Genomic DNA, 18,388 nt, shown 5'->3' with positions numbered 1-18,388 from the left:
ACATAGTATCCACTAATAATTCAGGTCTCGATAAAATTTACAATAAAGTCATTTAAAAAATAATATAATTGTTTGAAAATCGTTCTTCCACTAACGGAGTAGAATAGCTCAATAAGGAATCAAAATAAGAACTTGTAGCTTCTGAAGAAATGGAAAAAAGAAAGATTTTAAATACAAAGTTGACTCTGTTATACAGAGGCAGACAGATATTATAATTCATTTGTGATAAATTAGGAATAGTTTGAATTGTTTAAAACTGAGCAGAGGATTATAAAGCGTGTGCGTTTTTTTACCAAGTCCTATATGTCTTATTATTCGGAGGAAATATGCTTAAAGATAATTTTAAAATTAGTAATATTCCCGCGGTTTTATGGGGAGGTAAGAGTGAAAAAATTTTTATTGCAGTACATGGAAATATGTCAAATAAGGAAGATGCAGTTATTCAAATATTAGCTGAAGAAGCCAATCAAAAAGGTTATCAAGTATTAAGTTTTGATTTACCTGAGCATGGAGAAAGAAAAAATGATAATACTCCTTGCAAAGTACAGTTTTGTGTTAGTGAATTATCTATAATTATGAATTACGCAAAAGAACATTGGAAAGAAGTAAGCGTGTTTGCATGTAGTATGGGAGCTTATTTTAGCCTGTTAGCCTATCAAAATGATGTGTTAGAAAAGGCATTATTTTTATCACCAGTAGTTAACATGGAACGGATTATCGAAAATATGATGAAATGGTTTAATGTAACACCAGAGCTTTTGCAAAAAGAAATGACTATAGAGATACCTATTGGTCAAAAGTTATATTGGGATTATTTATGCTATGTAAAAGAACATCCTATTAATACATGGAATACAGATACATATATTATGTATGGAGCCAAGGATGAACTGTGCGAATTTGAAACTATTAACTATTTTACAAAAAAACATCGTTGTGAATTAGAAGTCATAGAAACAGGTGAACATTACTTTCATACTAAAGAACAGTTAAAGATATTTGAACAGTGGTTACACAAACATATCGATTAACAAATTACAATTTATCTTGAACCTGTTAGAGAAGAATGGCGAATATATAAACTGATATTATATTTGAGAGACATTATAAATGTGATTCACTTAAACAAACAGGTGCTTTAGTACAATAAGGATTAAACAACTTTATTAATGATTTTTGAGTACCAATACCTTTAAATGTATTGAAATTAAACAACTTTAAAGAGCCTTACCACTCACTAGATTGTAGCAAGGCTCTTATATTTTCATCATAAAATTAAACAACTATATTATCGATTTACATAAGCTCTGCAGAGCAAGAAGGATAGGTTAATCCTTTTCCCACTTCTTTATACGTATTATTCCAAAGAGCAAGAAAATGGTTAAATACAAAGCGACTGCAACCAATTGTTTTAGCAATTAATATTTCTTGTTTCTTATTTGGGTAGATACGAAATTTATATGCTTTATTTACTAACATAGGTTGCACCTCACTTTTTTATAGTATATCTACAGTATACAAAAAACGTAGGCTTACGCCTACTGACATTCATCTCCTACCTAAAATTGGTGTTTCACACCTTCACATTTTTGAGGAAGGAGTCTTCTATCAGAAAACGATAAAAAAGAGGGAGAAGGCATTTTTTATTGAAATTTGTTAATAATAGCTTTTTAACCTGTTAGGGGGGATCGTAAAGTAGATTATTAATCTCTTTGAAAATTCTTATTTTCCTTATAGTACTTGAAATGCTGTATTAAAAAATTTTAATTTTGAAAGGAGAATCAATAAATATGAGCACAAAAAAAAGAATAGGAAATAAGTTATTACTTGTCAGTGCAATTTGTGCGCTAACTTTTCCTTCGGTTTCCTATGCGGAGGAAGTAATTTCACCTAAAAATTTCGAGAGTTCTTCAAGCCTGTTTGAGGGACGGAATAAGGATGTATTGAAAACAAATTTATATCCCGATACATATAATAATCCGTTCAACCACCAATTTAAATCGACGTTAAAGGAAACAAACACAAATATACAAAAAATAGACAATATTGACGATGAAAATCCTGTTATATCTACTACCCTTTCATTTATCCGTTCTATGCATACTGAAGATTATAAATCTGCATTTAATTTAACTTCTCGATCACTACAGAAAATAATATCAGAAAAATGGCTGAAGAGCTATTGGGAGGGAATCCCTACGCAATTACAAGCAGGTTCTTTTATAGGAATTGGAGAGGTTACACAAAAAGAGATAAATTCCGTTCATACAAATGTAGAGATTAAATTAGTTTTTGAACAATTTACTGTACCTTTACTAATAAAACTAGATCCATCTGGAAAAATAGATGATTTTCAAATCAGTATGTCGTTTAGTCCTGTTGCAGAGCGTCCATCATATAGTAAGCCTAAATCATTTGTTGATAAAGAAGTAGTAGTTGGAAGTGGGGCGTTTCCATTACCAGGAACATTGTCTGTTCCGAAGGGAAAGGGTCCTTTCCCAGCGGTTATTCTTGTTCAAGGATCTGGAGCAACAGATCAGGATGAAACAGCGTTTGCTTTAAAACCATTTCGCGATTTAGCTGAAGGTCTTGCCTCTAAAGGAATTGCTGTCCTTCGCTATAATAAACGAACCTATGAACATGGATTGAAAACACAATTGAGCCCTTTTTATACAGTTGATAAAGAGACAACAGATGATGCTCTTCTTGTGACTCATTTTCTTCAAAATGAACCTATGATAGATAAAAATCAAATATTTATTCTTGGTCATAGTCAAGGCGGACTGATGCTTCCGAAAATGATTGAAAAAGACCAAAATCAAAATATTGCAGGGGCAATTGTGATGGGAGGTCCGGCCCGTACGATTCAAGATGTTGTTTTAGATCAATTTGAGTATCTTTTTTCTATTGGAGCAATGAAACCTGAAGAATATAAATTTTACAAATCGCAATTTGAATTATTAAATGATCCCAATTTCTCTAGTCAGAATCCTCCAAAAGATTTTTATTTAGGATCACCATTATTTTGGGATTCTATCCGTAAAATTAAAGCAGCAGAAATGTCAAAAGAACAGAAGACACCGCTTCTTATTATTCAAGGAGAAAGAGACTATCAAGTTCAATCAAAAATTGAAATTCCTCTTTGGAAAGAACAATTAAAAGAGCGAGATAACGTTGATTATCGACTGTATCCAAAGTTAAATCACTTCTTTACAGAAGGAGATGGGGAGTTAAGTAAACCAGATGAATATTATAGTCCTGCTAATATCCCTGAGTATGTTATAAATGATATTGCTGATTGGGTGCAAAGAAGATCGAAATAAAATTAGCAGCCATAATTTTTAATGGACTACTGAGGGTATTTCGTTAATGGTATTAGGGCTTATACTATGATGTCGTTTTTAGCTTATGTAGGGGTTCCAGACTAGGGAGGGTGGTAGGAATTGGCGTATTTAATTCTAATATTTTTGTTTGCAGTTGGATTATACTTCTTAATTTTCGATAACCCTTATATAACTATATTTATTATTTTTCTTATAATGGTAGGGAAGTCATTATATGACAGTAGAAAGAACAAACAGTAATCAAGACTATAGGGGAAGTTTGCGAGCAATAGTGTGAACTTTTCATTTCGGAATATTTATAACAAAGTATTTGTGAAACGAGACGAAGAAGAGGTTTCCAAACTATATTGGAGCAAGGAGATGAAAGTCCTTTATTTGTAAATCAAAGGGGTAACTTTTATAATTCAAAAACGTTATCAAATCAGATAACAGATATGATAAAAAAGACAAATTTAGAGTTTCTGCAGTATCGTGAGAAGCCAGTAACGGCGCATACATTCCGTCATGCTTTTGCAATCATGGCCGTTCGACAAGGAAATGCGGATCTATATCATTTAATGCAAACGCTGGGGCATGAAAATATCCAAACAACAAAAATCTATTTAGAGAAGCATAAGAAAAGGAAGAATAATGTGGGTACTTCCTTTGCGGATATGTTGCAATGAATAAAATAGAAGAAAATAGTTAACTCATGTATAAATATCATAATTAAGCATATGTTATATACAAATATAATGGAGGTGCAACAATGAATATTCAAAGACACGAAAATAATGCAAATGAAGTTCATATTTCAGTTGCTGCAAATGCTATTGAGCAAATGAAGTATGAAATTGCTCGCGAATTAGGAGTTACACTTGGACCTGATACATCATCGCGTGCAAATGGTTCTGTCGGTGGAGAAATTACAAAACGCTTAGTTCGAATGGCCGAGGAACAATTAACAGGAGAATATAGATTACACTAAGTTAAAGAAGTAATAAAAAAGAATCCATTAAAAAAAATGGATTCTTTTTCTTTTTTTTTATAAATTTCAAAATAATGATTGTGAATATAAAAAATGACCTCTTAGATTTCTTTGTAAGCACTTTGAAAATTCACATCAACGCCATAGGTATCGATGTGAATTAAATCTTATATGAGTGGTTACAGGGTGGTTAAACGGTATTTTGTTTTTTGTAATTTTAATTCCATAATACTTAAACCAATACAATACAAATTCATTTATAAGTAATTTTTTGTTAAATAGTTAACCATTTATAATTTCCCCACCATTCACGTGCAGAATTTGTCCTGATATGTAAGATGCATCTTCGGATGACAAGAATACATAAGCAGGTGCCAATTCAAACGGTTGACCGGCTCGCTTCATAGGAACATGGTCTCCAAATGTGGCAAGCCATTCTGGAGGCAAGGAAGATGGAATTAATGGGGTCCAAATTGGTCCTGGGGCCACAGCATTAACTCGAATCCCTTGGGGTGCCAGTGACGATGACAGCGAACGTGTAAAGGAAACAATGGCTCCTTTAGATGCCGCGTAGTCAATTGCATCTTGATCTCCATGATAGGCACTAAGGGATGTTGTATTTATAATGGAGCTCCCTGAATTCATGTATGGAAGAGCAGCTTTCGTCAAAATAAACTGAGAAAAAACATTTGTGTGAAAGGTACTTGTTCGTTGGTTAGAATCTACATCAAGTAGACTGTTCCTTATGTATAGTACACCGGCATTATTCACCAAAATGTCAATACGACCAAATTGGTGAATTGTCTGCATTACTGCTTGTTGGCAATGCTGCTCATGCCCAATATCACCTGAAATGGTAATGCAACTACGGCCATACTTTTTAACATAGAACTCTGTTTCTTTTGCATCACTATGCTCATTTAGGTATGAGATTGCTATGTCTGCACCCTCTTTCGCGAAGGCTACAGCGACAGCCCTTCCAATTCCACTATCCCCACCAGTTATAAGCGCTACCTTATTTATAAGTTTACCGGCTGGCTTGTAGTTGGGGTTATCAAATATAGGTCTAGGTATCATTAATGATTCAATGCCGGGTTTACTTTGTTGTTGAGGCGGGAAACCCATCACATTCACCCCTTTTGGAATTTTCCTATAATAAATGAAATTCTGATATAGGTTATGATTATCATCAGGAAAATATATCCTTCCCAAAAAATTAAATAGAGGAAGTGAAGGGGAATCTACTCCATCAAGGTGTAATATCATTTCCTACAATCTCTTGCGTAAAGCTATAACCCGGAATAACGATACGTTTGTTAGTTAAGTAGTTTATTAGCTCACGAAAAATAAAAATAGATTTGCCACTTACATTTGCAGCCCTAGGAGCTTGTTCTTTTAAAATTAGTCGAGACTGTGAGTCACAAAGCCGATAATTAAATCGCTTAAGAATAAGTTGTTGTTGACTGAGTCTAGTTTTTTTATCAATAGATACAAAATCCGAGAATTCAGCACTGTTAAAATGGGTTTTGAGAATATATTGAAGATCTTCTTCCACTTCGCATAAGTTAAATCGAAAAAATAAGTGTTTTGATTTAACTTATGCAAAGTGGAAGAATAAAATAAATCTTAGATTTTATTGAGTGTAATGTATATAATAATTCATTTTCCATTTAAGACAGGGAAAAATATTGCACACGCTCTTTGGGTGTAAAAAGGGGCCTACTTTGAACTACCCCCACTTTCACTTCGTTTAGAAGAGGGGGATTCCTAAGTAAAGAGTTCTATCGAACTCTAATTTATTAGGCTATCTCCACAGTACTTGCGGTTAGAAGCCTTATCGCTTCATTCTTTAGATTGATACTTGCGTTAATATCCCTATCATGGTGGGTAAGGCAAGAAGGACAGTCCCATTTACGTAGGTTTAGATTTTTAACGTCTTTGTTTTGATATCCACAACAAGAACATAATTGGCTTGAAGCAAATGTTTTCGATACGACAATGATTTGTTTGCCGTACCATTTTGCCTTATATTCCAACATAGTTCGAAACTGAGACCATGATACCTCACTAATTGCTTTTGCTAACTTATAATTCTTTAACATATTCGATACTTGCAAATCCTCTATACCGATAACATCGTGGTCTTTAATGATTTCAGTCGAGATTTTGTCCAAGTAATCTTTTCTAGCATTCGTCATGTATTCATGAATTCTAGCTACTTTTACTCGTTGTTTATTCCAGCGAGAAGATCCTTTCATTCTTCTAGAAAGAACACGCTGTGCTTTTGCCAACTCCTCTTCTAATGATCGAAAAAACTTCGGATTTTTATAAGTTGTTCCATCTGACAAAATGGCGAAATCTTTTAGTCCCACATCCATTCCAATGTAAGAATTTGTTTTCGGAAGTTCTTGCACTTCTGTTTCAACTAACAATCTGTCAGAAGGATTCCGTCTAACTGTAGCATTTAAAATACGTCCCTTTACTTCACGACTTTTGGCAAATCGAACAAGACCTAGTTTTGGCAATTTTATTTTGTTTCCTACAACGGCAATGTTTTCATTTGTTTGTTTTGTGGTATAAGATTGTATGTTGTTCTTCTTAGATTTGAAACGCGGGGCATTGTTTTGTTTTTTGAAAAGGCGTGTATAAGCATCCGCAAGGTTGCGAACAGACGACTGAATCGCAATACTATCCACTTCTTTTAGCCAAACAAACTCTTTCTTCATGGCAGGAAGTTTGGCAGAGCATGTACCATATGTCAAACCTTTTCCTGTTTCTTTGTATGCATTATCCCATAGAGATAGGAAATGATTGAATACAAAACGAGAACAGCCAATTGTTTTATTGATTAGGGTCGCTTGTGCTTTATTTGGATAGATACGAAATTTATATGCTTTATTGATTATCATTCGTTTCACCCCCATTTCGATATGTGTCTATTATACAACAAACATACATTCGATTGGTAGTGAAGTAACAGTTTATGTATGTCGAACAATTAAGATGGCTTCCTGCCATCCCTTGTTCGAAGCCAATTCATCTCCCACCTACTCACTTCGCGTTCCTTGAGGAAGGAGTCTTCTTGGCTAAAATGATAAATTTGATTTATTTCATCTGTTGTTAAAATAGTTAATCGTTTTTGAGTATTCATATTTATTCGTTTTCTACATCTCCTTATGGAGTATATTTATAATAGGTTATAGCATGTCAAAAAGTATACTTTTTGACATGCTAAGTTTACTGAGGTTTTAATATTTCATAATTATAACATAATCATTTTTGAAACATGTCATAATAATTGTATATAATTTGACACTAAAATATAATAATTATATTCTATAACAAGTGAATTTTTACAATTATAGATTATGCAGTAAATTTAAAATGGGAGAGGAGATACATAATGAGGAAATTTTTTTATATTAGAGTAAGTAGTAAAGATCAATCTATTGAAAGACAACTTGCGACTGCATCAGAAATAGGTATTCCTAAAGAATACATCTTTATAGAAAGAGCTAGTGGAAAAGATTTTAAACGTCCTGAATATCAACTTATGAAGCGTATGTTGAGGAATGGAGATATTTTATATATTCAATCATTAGATCGTTTGGGAAGAAATAAACAAATGATTTTAGATGAATGGCAAGAATTAATTAAAGAAAAAGAAATTGATATTGTTGTGTTAGATATGCCGCTTCTTAACACAATGAAATATAAAGATTTAAATGGAATTGAAACCCTTATCTCAGACTTAATTTTACAGTTATTAAGTTATATGGCTGAAGATGAAAGAAAAAGAATCCGTGAACGACAAAAAGAAGGGATTACAATCGCACTTCAAAAAGGAGTTGAGTTTGGCCGTAAAAAAATTAAGATTGATGATAAATTTATATGTACGTATCAAGAATGGAAGCAACATAAAATAACTGCGGTAGAAGCAATGCAAAGAGTAGGAATGAAGAGTAATACATTTTATAGAAGAGTCAAAGAATACGAATACAGCTTAGAAAAAAGCAAGCTTTCTTAAAAAGGATGGGGAATAAAATGAAGCGTATTTCAATTTTAATAGCTGATGATGAGGTGGAAATTGCTGAATTAATTGGGATACATTTAGAAAAAGAAGGTTATCATATTGTGAAAGCTACTGATGGAGCAGAAGCAGTTCGTATCATTCAATCACAGCCAATCGATTTAGTTGTTTTAGATATTATGATGCCCAAAATGGACGGTTATGAAGTAACGCGACAAATTCGTATGAAACATCATATGCCTATCATTTTCTTAAGTGCGAAAACATCTGATTTTGATAAGGTGACAGGTCTTGTACTAGGCGCGGATGATTATATGACGAAGCCTTTCACACCGATTGAATTAGTTGCGCGTGTAAATGCACAACTACGCCGATTTCTTACGTTAAATCAGCCGAAAATAGAGGAGAATAAATCCGTTTTAGAAGTAGGCGGAGTTGTTATTGACCGTGAGCAAAGAACAGTAAATGTGTACGGAGGACAAATTGAATTAACGCCAAAGGAATTTGATATTTTATACTTATTAGCGAGTCATCCGAAGAAAGTGTACAGTGTGGAAAATATATTTCAGCAAGTATGGGCAGAAGGGTATTACGAAGGCGGAAATACAGTGATGGTGCACATTCGTACGCTACGGAAGAAGCTTGGGGAAGATAAAAGAAAGAATAAGTTAATAAAAACAGTGTGGGGAGTAGGTTATACTTTCAATGGCTAAAAAGATGAGAAGCTTTCGTTCAAAAATGATCGCACTATTTGCGTTAAGTATGTTATTAGCAGCTAGCGTAACATATATGATTTATAAAGGATTACAGTTCTATTATAATACGAAGGTGCGCTATTATGAAGATCCTTTAGTACAACTCAGATCAATAGTAAGAGAGTTTGGAGATATTAATTCCTTTTTGATTCTCTTTATCCCATTATCTATTTTATTCTTTTTCTCTTTAACAAAACCATACTTAAAGTATTTTAATGAAATTTCTAACGGCATTCATTATCTCGCTAACGGTGATTTTACAAATAAAGTTCATATTTCATCGAATGATGAATTCGGAAATATTGCGCGTGAAATTAACTTAGCGAGCGAAAAGTTAAAAGAAGCGGTTGAAAGAGGAGACTTTGCGGAAAGTAGTAAAGATCAGCTAGTTGTCAACTTAGCTCATGATTTAAGAACGCCATTAACATCTGTTTTAGGTTATTTAGATTTAATTCTTAAAGATGAGAATTTGACGAAGGAACAGATTAAACATTTTTCTACGATTGCATTTAAGAAATCGCAGCGACTTGAAAGTTTAATTGATGAGTTATTTGAAATTACGCGAATGAATTATGGCATGCTAAAGTTAGATAAAAAAACAATTGATATAAGTGAATTACTTATACAGTTAGATGAGGAATTATATCCTTTATTAGAAAAGAAAAATTTAGAAGCCAGATTGAATGTTAATTCGCATTTACCTATTAATGGTGACGGGAAATTGTTAGCTAGAGTATTTGAAAACCTTTTAACGAATGCGGTTCGTTATGGATACGATGGGCAGTTTGTTGATATGAACGGTTATATTGATCATGAAGAGGTAGTTGTACAAGTTATTAATTACGGAGATAGCATTCCAGAAGAAGATTTGCCATATCTTTTTGATATGTTTTATACAGGTGATAAAGCTAGAACGGAGCAACAAGACGGAACAGGTCTTGGCTTATTTATTGCAAAAAATATTGTGGAGCAGCATAATGGGACGATCTCTGCTGAAAGTAATGTAATAAGAACAATATTTGAAGTGAGATTGCCAAAAGAAGATAGCTCGGAAATTTAATAAAAATTTTAAGTTTACCCCACTTTTTATTTTAATAGTTTTTTCTATCCTATACGTATGTTAGGTTAAGGAGGAAATAGGAATGAAGAAGTGGGGATTTATTTCTCTTTTTATATTGTGCACAGTATGTGTTGGGGTTTATATAGCACCGTTATTTCAAAAGGGGATAAATATTAAAATCTTAGAAAAAGATGATAAAGTAAATGCTGCGAATACTGAAAAGAAAGAGATTACAAAGGAACAAATTCATAAAGGGGATTTATTACTAGTTAATAAAGATTACCCTGTTAAGAAAGATAGTATAAGGTCTGATATTATAAATGTATTTCAAAATACTGAATTAGTAAGAGGGTATGTGATATTTGATAGAAACCTTCGCTTATCAAAGGATATTGTGAAAAAATTTTTGAAGATTGTAGATGCAGCAGAAAAAGAAGGAGTACAGCATTTTTTGATGAGTAGCGGTTATCGAGATTTTAAAGAACAAAGGAAGCTATATGAGGAAAGGGGCTCTGATTACGCACTTCCAGCAGGATATAGTGAACATAATTTAGGGTTATCACTTGATGTTGGGTCTACTCAAATGAAAATGGAGAAAGCTCCTGAAGGAAAATGGATTGAGGAAAATGTATGGAAATACGGATTTGTTTTACGCTATCCGAAAAATAAAAGTAATATTACAGGGATTCAATATGAGCCATGGCATATACGTTATGTCGGTTTACCACATAGTGCTGTTATGCACAAAAAAAATTTTACTTTAGAGGAATATTTGGATTTCTTACAAGAGAAAAAAGAAATTTCAACGTATGTTGAAGGTAAAAAATATACGATTTCTTATTATAAAATTTCAGGTAATATTAACGTGAATGTTCCAGCGAATAAGCATTACGAAATTTCAGGGGACAATATAGGTGGAGTTATTGTGACTGTTTATGAATAAGTAAAGAAGCTATTCTAAATATTGGATAGCTTCTTTGTAATGATTTTTTCAAGAAACTAGAGATTATTAGCCTATGTGGAGGTATGTAGAAGCAACTTTATTGTCGCGCTACAAATGAAACCAAATCAAGCAATAAATATTTAAAACAGACTATAATAAAAAGCAAATACAATGTCTAATTAAGATATTGTATTTGCTTTTTTCTTACATTTTAATGCTGAATGAGGACGAACGAAATGCTAGTACATATAAATAAATTCGGCTACCAATTGATTAGCTTGGGAAAGGGAAACAAGTTTTTCTTGATCAGGTCATTTTTCTTATTCCCCTTTTTCGAGGGGATGGGAAAAAACACCCAACTTACAAATGATATATTGACTCTATTGTTCTTCATATAAATAATAATTTCTATCCTCTGGTAAATGCAAAATAATTATTTTTCTATCACCTTTTTGAAATTCTATAGTATGACCATTTTCACCAAGATATTTCCATCCCTTAGCTTTGTTTATAGGAATAACACTAAAATATCTGTGGACATTCAGTTTATCCTCTTTAATATAAATGGCTGACATTGGTACAGGAAAATCGTCAATCTTTGAATCTTTATTAGACGTAAAAAGAAACACTAAACCACCTAACACCGCTAGAAATATCAAGATAATTATATTTTTTCTCTTAACACCTTTCATAATAATCACTCCCTAAAACAGGCCTTATAAATTGTATAAAAAACAAAATTTTTAGAAAAATAAACATCTATCTATTTACAAAATACATTAAACTACATTAAAATTCAACTTATGGAAAATAAATACATAGGGGGATTTTTATGGAAAATAAAAAAGTGTTGCTAGGTTTAGGAGTCATTTGTGCTCTTGCAATGAGCCCTTTTGATTCGGCATACGCACAGGAGGAAATCAAGAAATCAGAAACAGAACAAATTCAAGAAAAGAAAAAAGACTTTGAAGATACTACTTATGATTCATATACACTTGGTGAAGCAGAAACTATGTTGTTAGATTATTTTAAACGCAATAACATTTCATATAAATTAGGAACCGCAGAATTAAGAAAATATTTATATGATCAATTGATGTATGAAAATGACAAACAATTGAAAAAAGAACCTCACTATAAACTTTTACTCGCTTATGCAGCAAGTTACCTAAATGAAACTGACGGAGACACTCTAAAAGCTACTCAGCAAAAACAACAACCCTTAACTCAATCTTCAAATGTTCAAGATAAAGAAAATGATACCAATCATATAGCAAATAAAACCATAAAACAAATTAAAAATGAAAATATAGAAATAGAAAAACAGAATTCAATTAATAAAAAATTAAAAGAGCCACAATATGCTGTACCAAATGAAGGAGGGTATAATCCTGCTACAGCCACTAGTTATGCCATCAGACATGCTCGTTCTACTTCAAATGATAAATACGGTTACTACGGTGGAGCTGGTGGTGATTGTACAAACTTTGTTTCACAAGTAGTAGAAGCAGGAGGGAAATCAATACATAGACCTGTTCATGTTGATCCAAATACCACTAATACATGGGGTACTACCGACTACTGGTATAACGGCATTAAGATTACTCATCCCAATGGCCCTACATTCAGAAAAGTAACTACAAGTTGGATTAGAGTTTCAGATTTTTATAAGTATTGGACTAAAAGAATAAAGTATTTTGATACTTATAGCGATAATTCTGTATGGAAAGGTGCACAACAAGGAGACGTAGTTCAATATAAAAATAGTACTACTGGTCAAATGTGGCATACTACATATGTTTCAGGGAAAAACCCTCAGGGACAACCTTTAGTAACACAACATAGTGATCCAAAAGTTAATGAGCCAATTGTTTTACCTAGCACCTCATCTTATAGTGTTCTAAAATTTACTTGGTCTTAAAACTAAGTATTTATTTAGATAAAAGTCCAAATTCTAATTATGGTTAAGGACAGAGAAAGAGTAATGGTTGGCATTGCTCTTTCTCCGTCTTAACCACATTATCAATTACACCTTTTCTACAAAATAACTATTTTGTTATATTCCTTGCACCTTTAAATGAGACAAACATAAGTTGTAGTATTATGTTTCATCACATATAGGGGCCTCCTTTTTTAATTCTTATATATTGGTTCAAATCGAATTAAATTAACAACGTTTTTCGTTCTTCCATGCGTGCTACTTTACCAGCTATATAAACGACTGTTCACCATGTTCAGTTGGTGGTGGTTCAACCGCATAAATTTTTCTATATTTCACAACGTAAATAATATTTTCTACTAAAGAAATTTCAGCCTTCATTCCTGCAACACTTTCCAGAATTCTTATTTAGTTGGAGAAAAGTAATCTTAATTCAATACTGGAAGGGATTCGACGAATTAGTAAACTATGCTCATGGAAAAACCATTCAAATGCTTGGAAATCGTACAATAATAAGATTAAAGATAATGGGAGTGTCGATGGTTTTCACGAAACCTATCAAATAGAAAAAGGTGCTTCTGGAGCAATCTATGTTAATATGCCAAAAACAGGTTTATCTAGAGCTACTGAACACATACCAGTATCAAAAGATACTAATACTGCTCAAAAAAGAATGAAGTAGGAGGAAGGCACCTTAAGGTGTCTTTTCTTTATACATTAAAAACACCTATTTACGTATGATTTAAAAAGGCATGCAACTCTGAATACCTTTTTATTATTGAAAATTTCACATACCGAATCTAATATATAAAAACAAATTATACAATAAGGCCTATTCTAACCATCCCCCTACCCAAATAAAAACCCCCTAAAATAGGAGGTTATGAATTTAAATTGTTTGACTTAATTCCATCTGGATTACTACGCATAGGTCCTTCTACATAAATCCAAATCCCATCACTTCTGCAAAAATCTCTAATAACTTAAAAAGAAACACATAAAACAAATATAAAAAAAGTACACTAACACTAACGCCTTCCAATAAATATTTCCTATATAAAACAACACAAACAAAAACATAATAGAAATATTTTGTTCTTTCTGTTCTACATTTTAACCAGTAACACTATTAAGAAACAAGACATCTCCTAACAATCCATCCTCTTATTCTCTAGCCAAGTAGGGGTACGGCAACCATTCCTTCTTTTTGGAGCCACACGCAAAAGTAGCATTAATGCTTTTCTATTTAGTAGAAGTAGAGATGAAGAGATATTCTAACCATACTTTTGTTCGATCTAGTAGATCGAACTCTAAAGAATCCATGGCATCTAATATGTTCAACTAAGTAATTATTACACATTGTGTAGTATGTCTATTAAGTTATAATCATTGTAAACTGATAATTGGTAAAAGTAAATATTTTGTCGAAAAATGTCATTAAAAACCTAATATCAATTCTTTTTTTGTAAAAATTATAAAAAAAGAATTGATATTGGATTGAGATTATATTAATATCTTTCGAGGATAGTATGTACTATTCACTAACTAATGAAGGATGTAAAAAAGAAGATATTTATTAAAATATACTTTTAAATAAACTTTGAATATTAAAGAGCAGATTTAGTCTTAACGGGCTCAAATCTGGCTCTTTTCTTACCATGGGGTTTTTCTATAATAAATGTTAATTGCGAGGAGAGGAAGTCGGCGTTTGGGAAATGCCGAGATATAGGGAGTTTATTATTAACTCTTTCTTTGCTAATCATAGCTTGTGTATTACAGGCTTTGGGAGAGGATACTAAGAAATGATGGAAGCAATTATAGAAATTTGCATAAAATTTATTATGATTTATTGTATAGGCTGTTTTGGTGGTAGTTTATTATGGAAAATAAAAACAGATTGAAAGGAAAGGAGATTCAATATGAGCCTTTCACTCCAAAAAAAGATGTTGCAGCGGGTTGAAGAGAAGGAAATGCCATACCATAATGATGATCCATTGGCTATTGCAAAAGGAATTAAAAATGGATTTCTAATGGTAATGCCATTTTGGTTAGTTGTATTGTATTTAGCTATATGAAAACTACATAACTACGAAAGGGTGAAAGAGATGATTGTTTCGAATGGAATTGCTGATATTCAAGCAAAAAAGCAAGCACATGAACTCGCAATGGAAATGACAGAACAAGTGCTTCATAAAGGTGCTGGATTAACGTGGGTGAGAACTACACATTCATTTTTAAGTGGAGTAATCCTTTATATTAAGGATAAGGAACAGGCTCATTTATCCGATTTGAAGGCGTTTGTTGTACAAGGTGAGAAGAAGGACGGATTTTTAGAATATATCACTAGCCATTTAGAAAAGAATCATCCTTCTTATCATGCTTTTCAAATAATGTTAGTGTGTAAAGAATCGACGCGTGCTCTTTGTTCTTATCCTTTTTGGATTGCGTATGAGAGCAATAGAGAGGTGAGATAACAGAATGAGTTTAATCATTCCACATTATTTACTTGTAGGCGGATGTTCGAAAGACAAAGTGTTACAGGCACATAAAAAAGCGAAAGAAATATTTAATCCGAAGGGTCAAACAAATACATTGGTAAGTCAGTTGAGAAATGTTTCCTTTGTTGTACTTTGTGATAGCAGCCATCATAGATGGAAAAATGAAGATGAATATATGAAAGTGAAAACTGCATATATTCGTTATCTTGTAGAGTCTGATATTCAGTTTGTAGAAATGGCAACACAAGAATTTATTTCTTAAATGTTTGCAAAAGACCCAAAAAAGCTAGAACAACATACTTACCATGTGGAAAGAAAAAACAGCGTATCATTAGTCAACTGATCGATTGCGGATTTTACAAGGATGAAAGAAGACAACTCTATGGATTAGAGCCTTCAGGACTAGAAAAGCTTCTAAAAAACATTAAAAAGGAGCGAGTAATTCTTCATATTTGATGCAAATGAAGTGAGACTGTGGCATCTAATTAGTTTGAAAAAGAACTAGAGAAATCCACTAAAGTAGTTGTAAAGGGGTTGCGATTGGTATCGGTTACTTATGTATCAGCTGGAAGGTGTAGAGAGTCAGAGTCAGAAAATTCGATTTCATTTAGGTGGACCAGAAGAGAACTTGGATTATCTAGTCAAAGCGTTTTGAAGTGTATATAATAACGCTAAAATTGTAGAAAAAACGATGGACCACATTTCGTTTTCACGTAATAAGTTGTTTGGTGGTGCCGTTAGCGGGAAAATGAGATTACAGATAAAAAATTCCTATCACTTATTTAATGTAAAACTAATAAACTAGAGATACCGCTCCATGTCCATCAACTTAAAATCTTGACTATCCCCACGTTATTCTTTCTAAAAAGCTAAATAGAAAGGATGAAGTTTTTTACTAGATTCTTAAGTTGATCAACATATATGGGGCCTCCTAGGAGTTAATACATATGGAAAACAAGAGCTCATGTATATGCAATTTCAAAAAAATTAAACTACCAGAAGCTTAAATCTTATATCAAACACATAGCCGATTATCGACAAGGGGGAAGGAGCGGTGAGTATGACAACAATTTTAGTATTAGAAAATGAGATTACAACTCGTAGTTTTATTACATTAAATATGAAGCGTTCTGGTTTCAATGTTTTAGAAACCGATACAGGTGAAAAAGCTCTTGAGCTTTTAGAAAATCATAATGTTGATATTGTAATACTTGATGTTATGTTACCAGGAATAGATGGTTTTCAAGTATGCAAAAGAATACGAAAAAACAATGAAGAGATTGGTATTATTATATTAACGGCACGTGTTCAAGAGAAGGATCAGGTACATGGTTTGACAATTGGAGCAGATGATTATATTAAAAAACCATTTAGTATAATTGAATTAGTAGCACGTGTTCAAGCATTGCTAAGAAGGGTAAAAGAAAATAAAAGGGAAATGGAATTGATTCATTCGGGACCATTTCAGTTAGATCTTTTGCAAGAAAAATTATATAGGGATGAGAAAGTAATTGATTTAACTCCAACAGAGCATATTATTTTACAATATTTAATGAAAAATTCCATAAAACCAATTTCACGTGATGAACTCTTAAATAAAATATGGGGTATAAGTTGTGTAGGTAACACAAAAGTAATAGATGTGAATATAAATCGTCTTCGTCAGAAGATCGAAACTAGTCCTTCTGATCCTCAGTTTCTCCTTACGGTATGGGGAAAAGGATATCAATGGCAAGGAAGTAAACGATGAGGCAAAAATTAGTTTGTACTTTATGAATATCATAGTTTTAATACTTTATTCTATTGGTAGTAGTTTTTTGATTTCCATTTATCGTTATTATTACAATGTAATAGTTCGCGATATAGAATTACATGCGGAAACAAGTACACGCTTTTTTTTTCAAGTATAACTCATTTAATTATAACTATTTTATCTTTTTAGGAGTATATCCCATCACCATCAAGTTAATGATTTCATAGACCCCCTTTTCAAATTTCTTTCTCGTCAGCTAGATATTCATAAGGGAGACCTATGCAATTTTGCATATCTAAATAAAGAATATCAATATGCAGAGTATGAATAAATTATATTGATAATATTCAGGACTTATTAAATCTCGAATGAATTTAAATAGTTTTTTCAAAAAAAATATACATATCAAGTTATAACTATCATGATTACTTAAGTGAAATTGAATAACAATTTTATAAGTATAATATTTCCTCTCATACCAATATGCACTAGTGGATTATCGAATATAAATCGACAAAATTCTACTATTTACGCATTGATAATCTAATGTTTTAATAAAGGTGTAATTGATTATCCACTAAGGAGGGAGAAAAGTACTAATAAAAGTAGAGTAAAGTTGCAAGTAACATTATATCAAATTAATTATCTGAATAATCTGTATATTTTAAAAGAAATCTAGAATCAGCAAATTATCACATTTTCACACAGTATTGATTTACTTATTTTAGTAACCAACAATAGGTATGACTTCTTCGGAACAACAGAAGATGACTGATATGCTTTCTATACAGGCTGGGACAGATTTTGTATTGTGTACATGGAACTGCCGACTAAAAAATACTGGGAATATATCAGAAGTCATATGCAATTTCATCAATTTATCGAAAGCGTTTTATTTAAAAAATTTAAGAAGAAAGGTTGGTCGATATGAACAAAAGAAAGAATCGTAGATTACAAAAACCAATAAAGATGCTTGCAACATCCGCTATTTTGGCAACTACATTATTCACACCTATTATGACGAATAGTTTAAATGTACATGCTGAAACAGGTGCCTCACAAACTGTAAATCAGTATGTACAGAGGGAGTTTGATCTTC

The 18,388-nt window shown here is 32.3% G+C and carries 17 protein-coding genes and 4 pseudogenes; 15 read left to right on the top strand and 6 right to left on the bottom strand.

Annotation, left to right across the window (positions count from 1 at the left end):
- Positions 1-326: 326 nt before the first annotated feature.
- Entirely contained in the window at positions 327-1,031 is a 705-nt protein-coding gene (locus COE49_RS08205; protein ID WP_098945835.1) for an alpha/beta hydrolase, read from the top strand.
- A gap of 271 nt (positions 1,032-1,302) precedes the next feature.
- Here the strand turns inward: COE49_RS08205 and COE49_RS08200 are convergent.
- Positions 1,303-1,479 (bottom strand): annotated as a pseudogene (locus COE49_RS08200) (helix-turn-helix domain-containing protein); the annotation flags it as partial.
- Between the two features lie 311 nt (positions 1,480-1,790).
- On the opposite strand from COE49_RS08200, the gene COE49_RS08195 reads away from it, so the two are divergent.
- The 3 genes and pseudogenes from COE49_RS08195 to COE49_RS08185 all read left to right on the top strand — a co-directional run bounded on the left by COE49_RS08195 (position 1,791) and on the right by COE49_RS08185 (position 4,311).
- On the top strand, positions 1,791-3,323 hold the full coding sequence (locus tag COE49_RS08195) for an alpha/beta hydrolase (protein ID WP_098945834.1): 1,533 nt from the start codon (positions 1,791-1,793) through the stop codon (positions 3,321-3,323).
- A 296-nt stretch (positions 3,324-3,619) separates the two neighbouring features.
- Positions 3,620-4,009: pseudogene (locus tag COE49_RS08190) on the top strand (tyrosine-type recombinase/integrase); the annotation flags it as partial.
- 83 nt (positions 4,010-4,092) lie between these two features.
- On the top strand, positions 4,093-4,311 hold the full coding sequence (locus tag COE49_RS08185) for an alpha/beta-type small acid-soluble spore protein (RefSeq protein ID WP_098945833.1): 219 nt from the start codon (positions 4,093-4,095) through the stop codon (positions 4,309-4,311).
- Between the two features lie 282 nt (positions 4,312-4,593).
- Here COE49_RS08185 and COE49_RS08180 read toward each other — a convergent pair whose 3' ends face one another.
- The 3 genes and pseudogenes from COE49_RS08180 to tnpB form a co-directional block, all read right to left on the bottom strand.
- On the bottom strand, positions 4,594-5,436 hold the full coding sequence (locus COE49_RS08180; RefSeq protein ID WP_098945864.1) for an SDR family oxidoreductase: 843 nt from the start codon (positions 5,434-5,436) through the stop codon (positions 4,594-4,596).
- Positions 5,437-5,566: 130 nt separating this feature from the next.
- Positions 5,567-6,056: pseudogene (locus COE49_RS28340) on the bottom strand (DUF4158 domain-containing protein); the annotation flags it as partial.
- 54 nt (positions 6,057-6,110) lie between these two features.
- Positions 6,111-7,220 (bottom strand): IS200/IS605 family element RNA-guided endonuclease TnpB, encoded by a 1,110-nt coding sequence (gene tnpB, locus COE49_RS08170; RefSeq protein WP_098945832.1) that lies wholly within the window; start codon positions 7,218-7,220, stop codon positions 6,111-6,113.
- Positions 7,221-7,714: 494 nt separating this feature from the next.
- Between tnpB and COE49_RS08165 the strand changes: the two genes are divergently transcribed.
- The 4 genes from COE49_RS08165 to COE49_RS08150 all read left to right on the top strand — a co-directional run bounded on the left by COE49_RS08165 (position 7,715) and on the right by COE49_RS08150 (position 11,099).
- Positions 7,715-8,338, top strand: coding sequence for a recombinase family protein (locus tag COE49_RS08165; protein ID WP_098945831.1), 624 nt, complete (start codon positions 7,715-7,717; stop codon positions 8,336-8,338).
- A gap of 17 nt (positions 8,339-8,355) precedes the next feature.
- Complete coding sequence (locus COE49_RS08160) at positions 8,356-9,054, top strand: response regulator transcription factor (protein ID WP_098945830.1); 699 nt, start codon at positions 8,356-8,358, stop codon at positions 9,052-9,054.
- Positions 9,047-10,156, top strand: a complete 1,110-nt coding sequence (locus tag COE49_RS08155; RefSeq protein WP_098945829.1) for a sensor histidine kinase — start codon at positions 9,047-9,049, stop codon at positions 10,154-10,156. Before COE49_RS08160 ends, COE49_RS08155 begins: the two co-directional genes overlap by 8 nt.
- A gap of 82 nt (positions 10,157-10,238) precedes the next feature.
- Positions 10,239-11,099, top strand: coding sequence for a M15 family metallopeptidase (locus COE49_RS08150; RefSeq protein WP_098945828.1), 861 nt, complete (start codon positions 10,239-10,241; stop codon positions 11,097-11,099).
- Between the two features lie 380 nt (positions 11,100-11,479).
- Here COE49_RS08150 and COE49_RS08145 read toward each other — a convergent pair whose 3' ends face one another.
- Positions 11,480-11,791: a hypothetical protein gene (locus COE49_RS08145; RefSeq protein ID WP_088232720.1), complete on the bottom strand. Its 312-nt coding sequence runs from the start codon at positions 11,789-11,791 to the stop codon at positions 11,480-11,482.
- Positions 11,792-11,931: 140 nt separating this feature from the next.
- Between COE49_RS08145 and COE49_RS08140 the strand changes: the two genes are divergently transcribed.
- A complete protein-coding gene (locus tag COE49_RS08140; RefSeq protein ID WP_088232719.1) occupies positions 11,932-13,020 on the top strand; it encodes an amidase domain-containing protein in 1,089 nt (362 codons plus the stop codon).
- A gap of 288 nt (positions 13,021-13,308) precedes the next feature.
- On the opposite strand, the gene COE49_RS28445 is transcribed toward COE49_RS08140, so the two are convergent.
- Positions 13,309-13,419: a DUF3954 domain-containing protein gene (locus tag COE49_RS28445; RefSeq protein WP_483295619.1), complete on the bottom strand. Its 111-nt coding sequence runs from the start codon at positions 13,417-13,419 to the stop codon at positions 13,309-13,311.
- A 17-nt stretch (positions 13,420-13,436) separates the two neighbouring features.
- On the opposite strand from COE49_RS28445, the pseudogene COE49_RS08130 reads away from it, so the two are divergent.
- The 6 genes and pseudogenes from COE49_RS08130 to COE49_RS08110 all read left to right on the top strand — a co-directional run.
- Positions 13,437-13,720, top strand: a pseudogene (locus COE49_RS08130) (monooxygenase family protein); the annotation flags it as partial.
- Between the two features lie 1,237 nt (positions 13,721-14,957).
- Positions 14,958-15,113, top strand: coding sequence for a hypothetical protein (locus COE49_RS27560; protein WP_176548491.1), 156 nt, complete (start codon positions 14,958-14,960; stop codon positions 15,111-15,113).
- A 30-nt stretch (positions 15,114-15,143) separates the two neighbouring features.
- Complete coding sequence (locus COE49_RS08125; RefSeq protein ID WP_088232718.1) at positions 15,144-15,512, top strand: hypothetical protein; 369 nt, start codon at positions 15,144-15,146, stop codon at positions 15,510-15,512.
- Between the two features lie 4 nt (positions 15,513-15,516).
- Positions 15,517-15,798, top strand: a complete 282-nt coding sequence (locus COE49_RS08120; RefSeq protein ID WP_098841149.1) for a hypothetical protein — start codon at positions 15,517-15,519, stop codon at positions 15,796-15,798.
- Complete coding sequence (locus COE49_RS28335; RefSeq protein ID WP_141552220.1) at positions 15,786-15,992, top strand: Fur-regulated basic protein FbpA; 207 nt, start codon at positions 15,786-15,788, stop codon at positions 15,990-15,992. The genes COE49_RS08120 and COE49_RS28335 overlap by 13 nt, the downstream gene beginning before the upstream one ends.
- A 604-nt stretch (positions 15,993-16,596) precedes the next feature.
- On the top strand, positions 16,597-17,286 hold the full coding sequence (locus COE49_RS08110) for a response regulator transcription factor (protein ID WP_098841152.1): 690 nt from the start codon (positions 16,597-16,599) through the stop codon (positions 17,284-17,286).
- Positions 17,287-18,388 lie beyond the last annotated feature (1,102 nt).

The sequence above is a fragment of the Bacillus sp. AFS029637 genome (assembly GCF_002584985.1).
Classification (GTDB): domain Bacteria; phylum Bacillota; class Bacilli; order Bacillales; family Bacillaceae_G; genus Bacillus_A.
The sequence above is the reverse complement of the archived record's forward strand: the minus strand, read 5'-3'. Positions and strand labels throughout refer to the sequence as shown.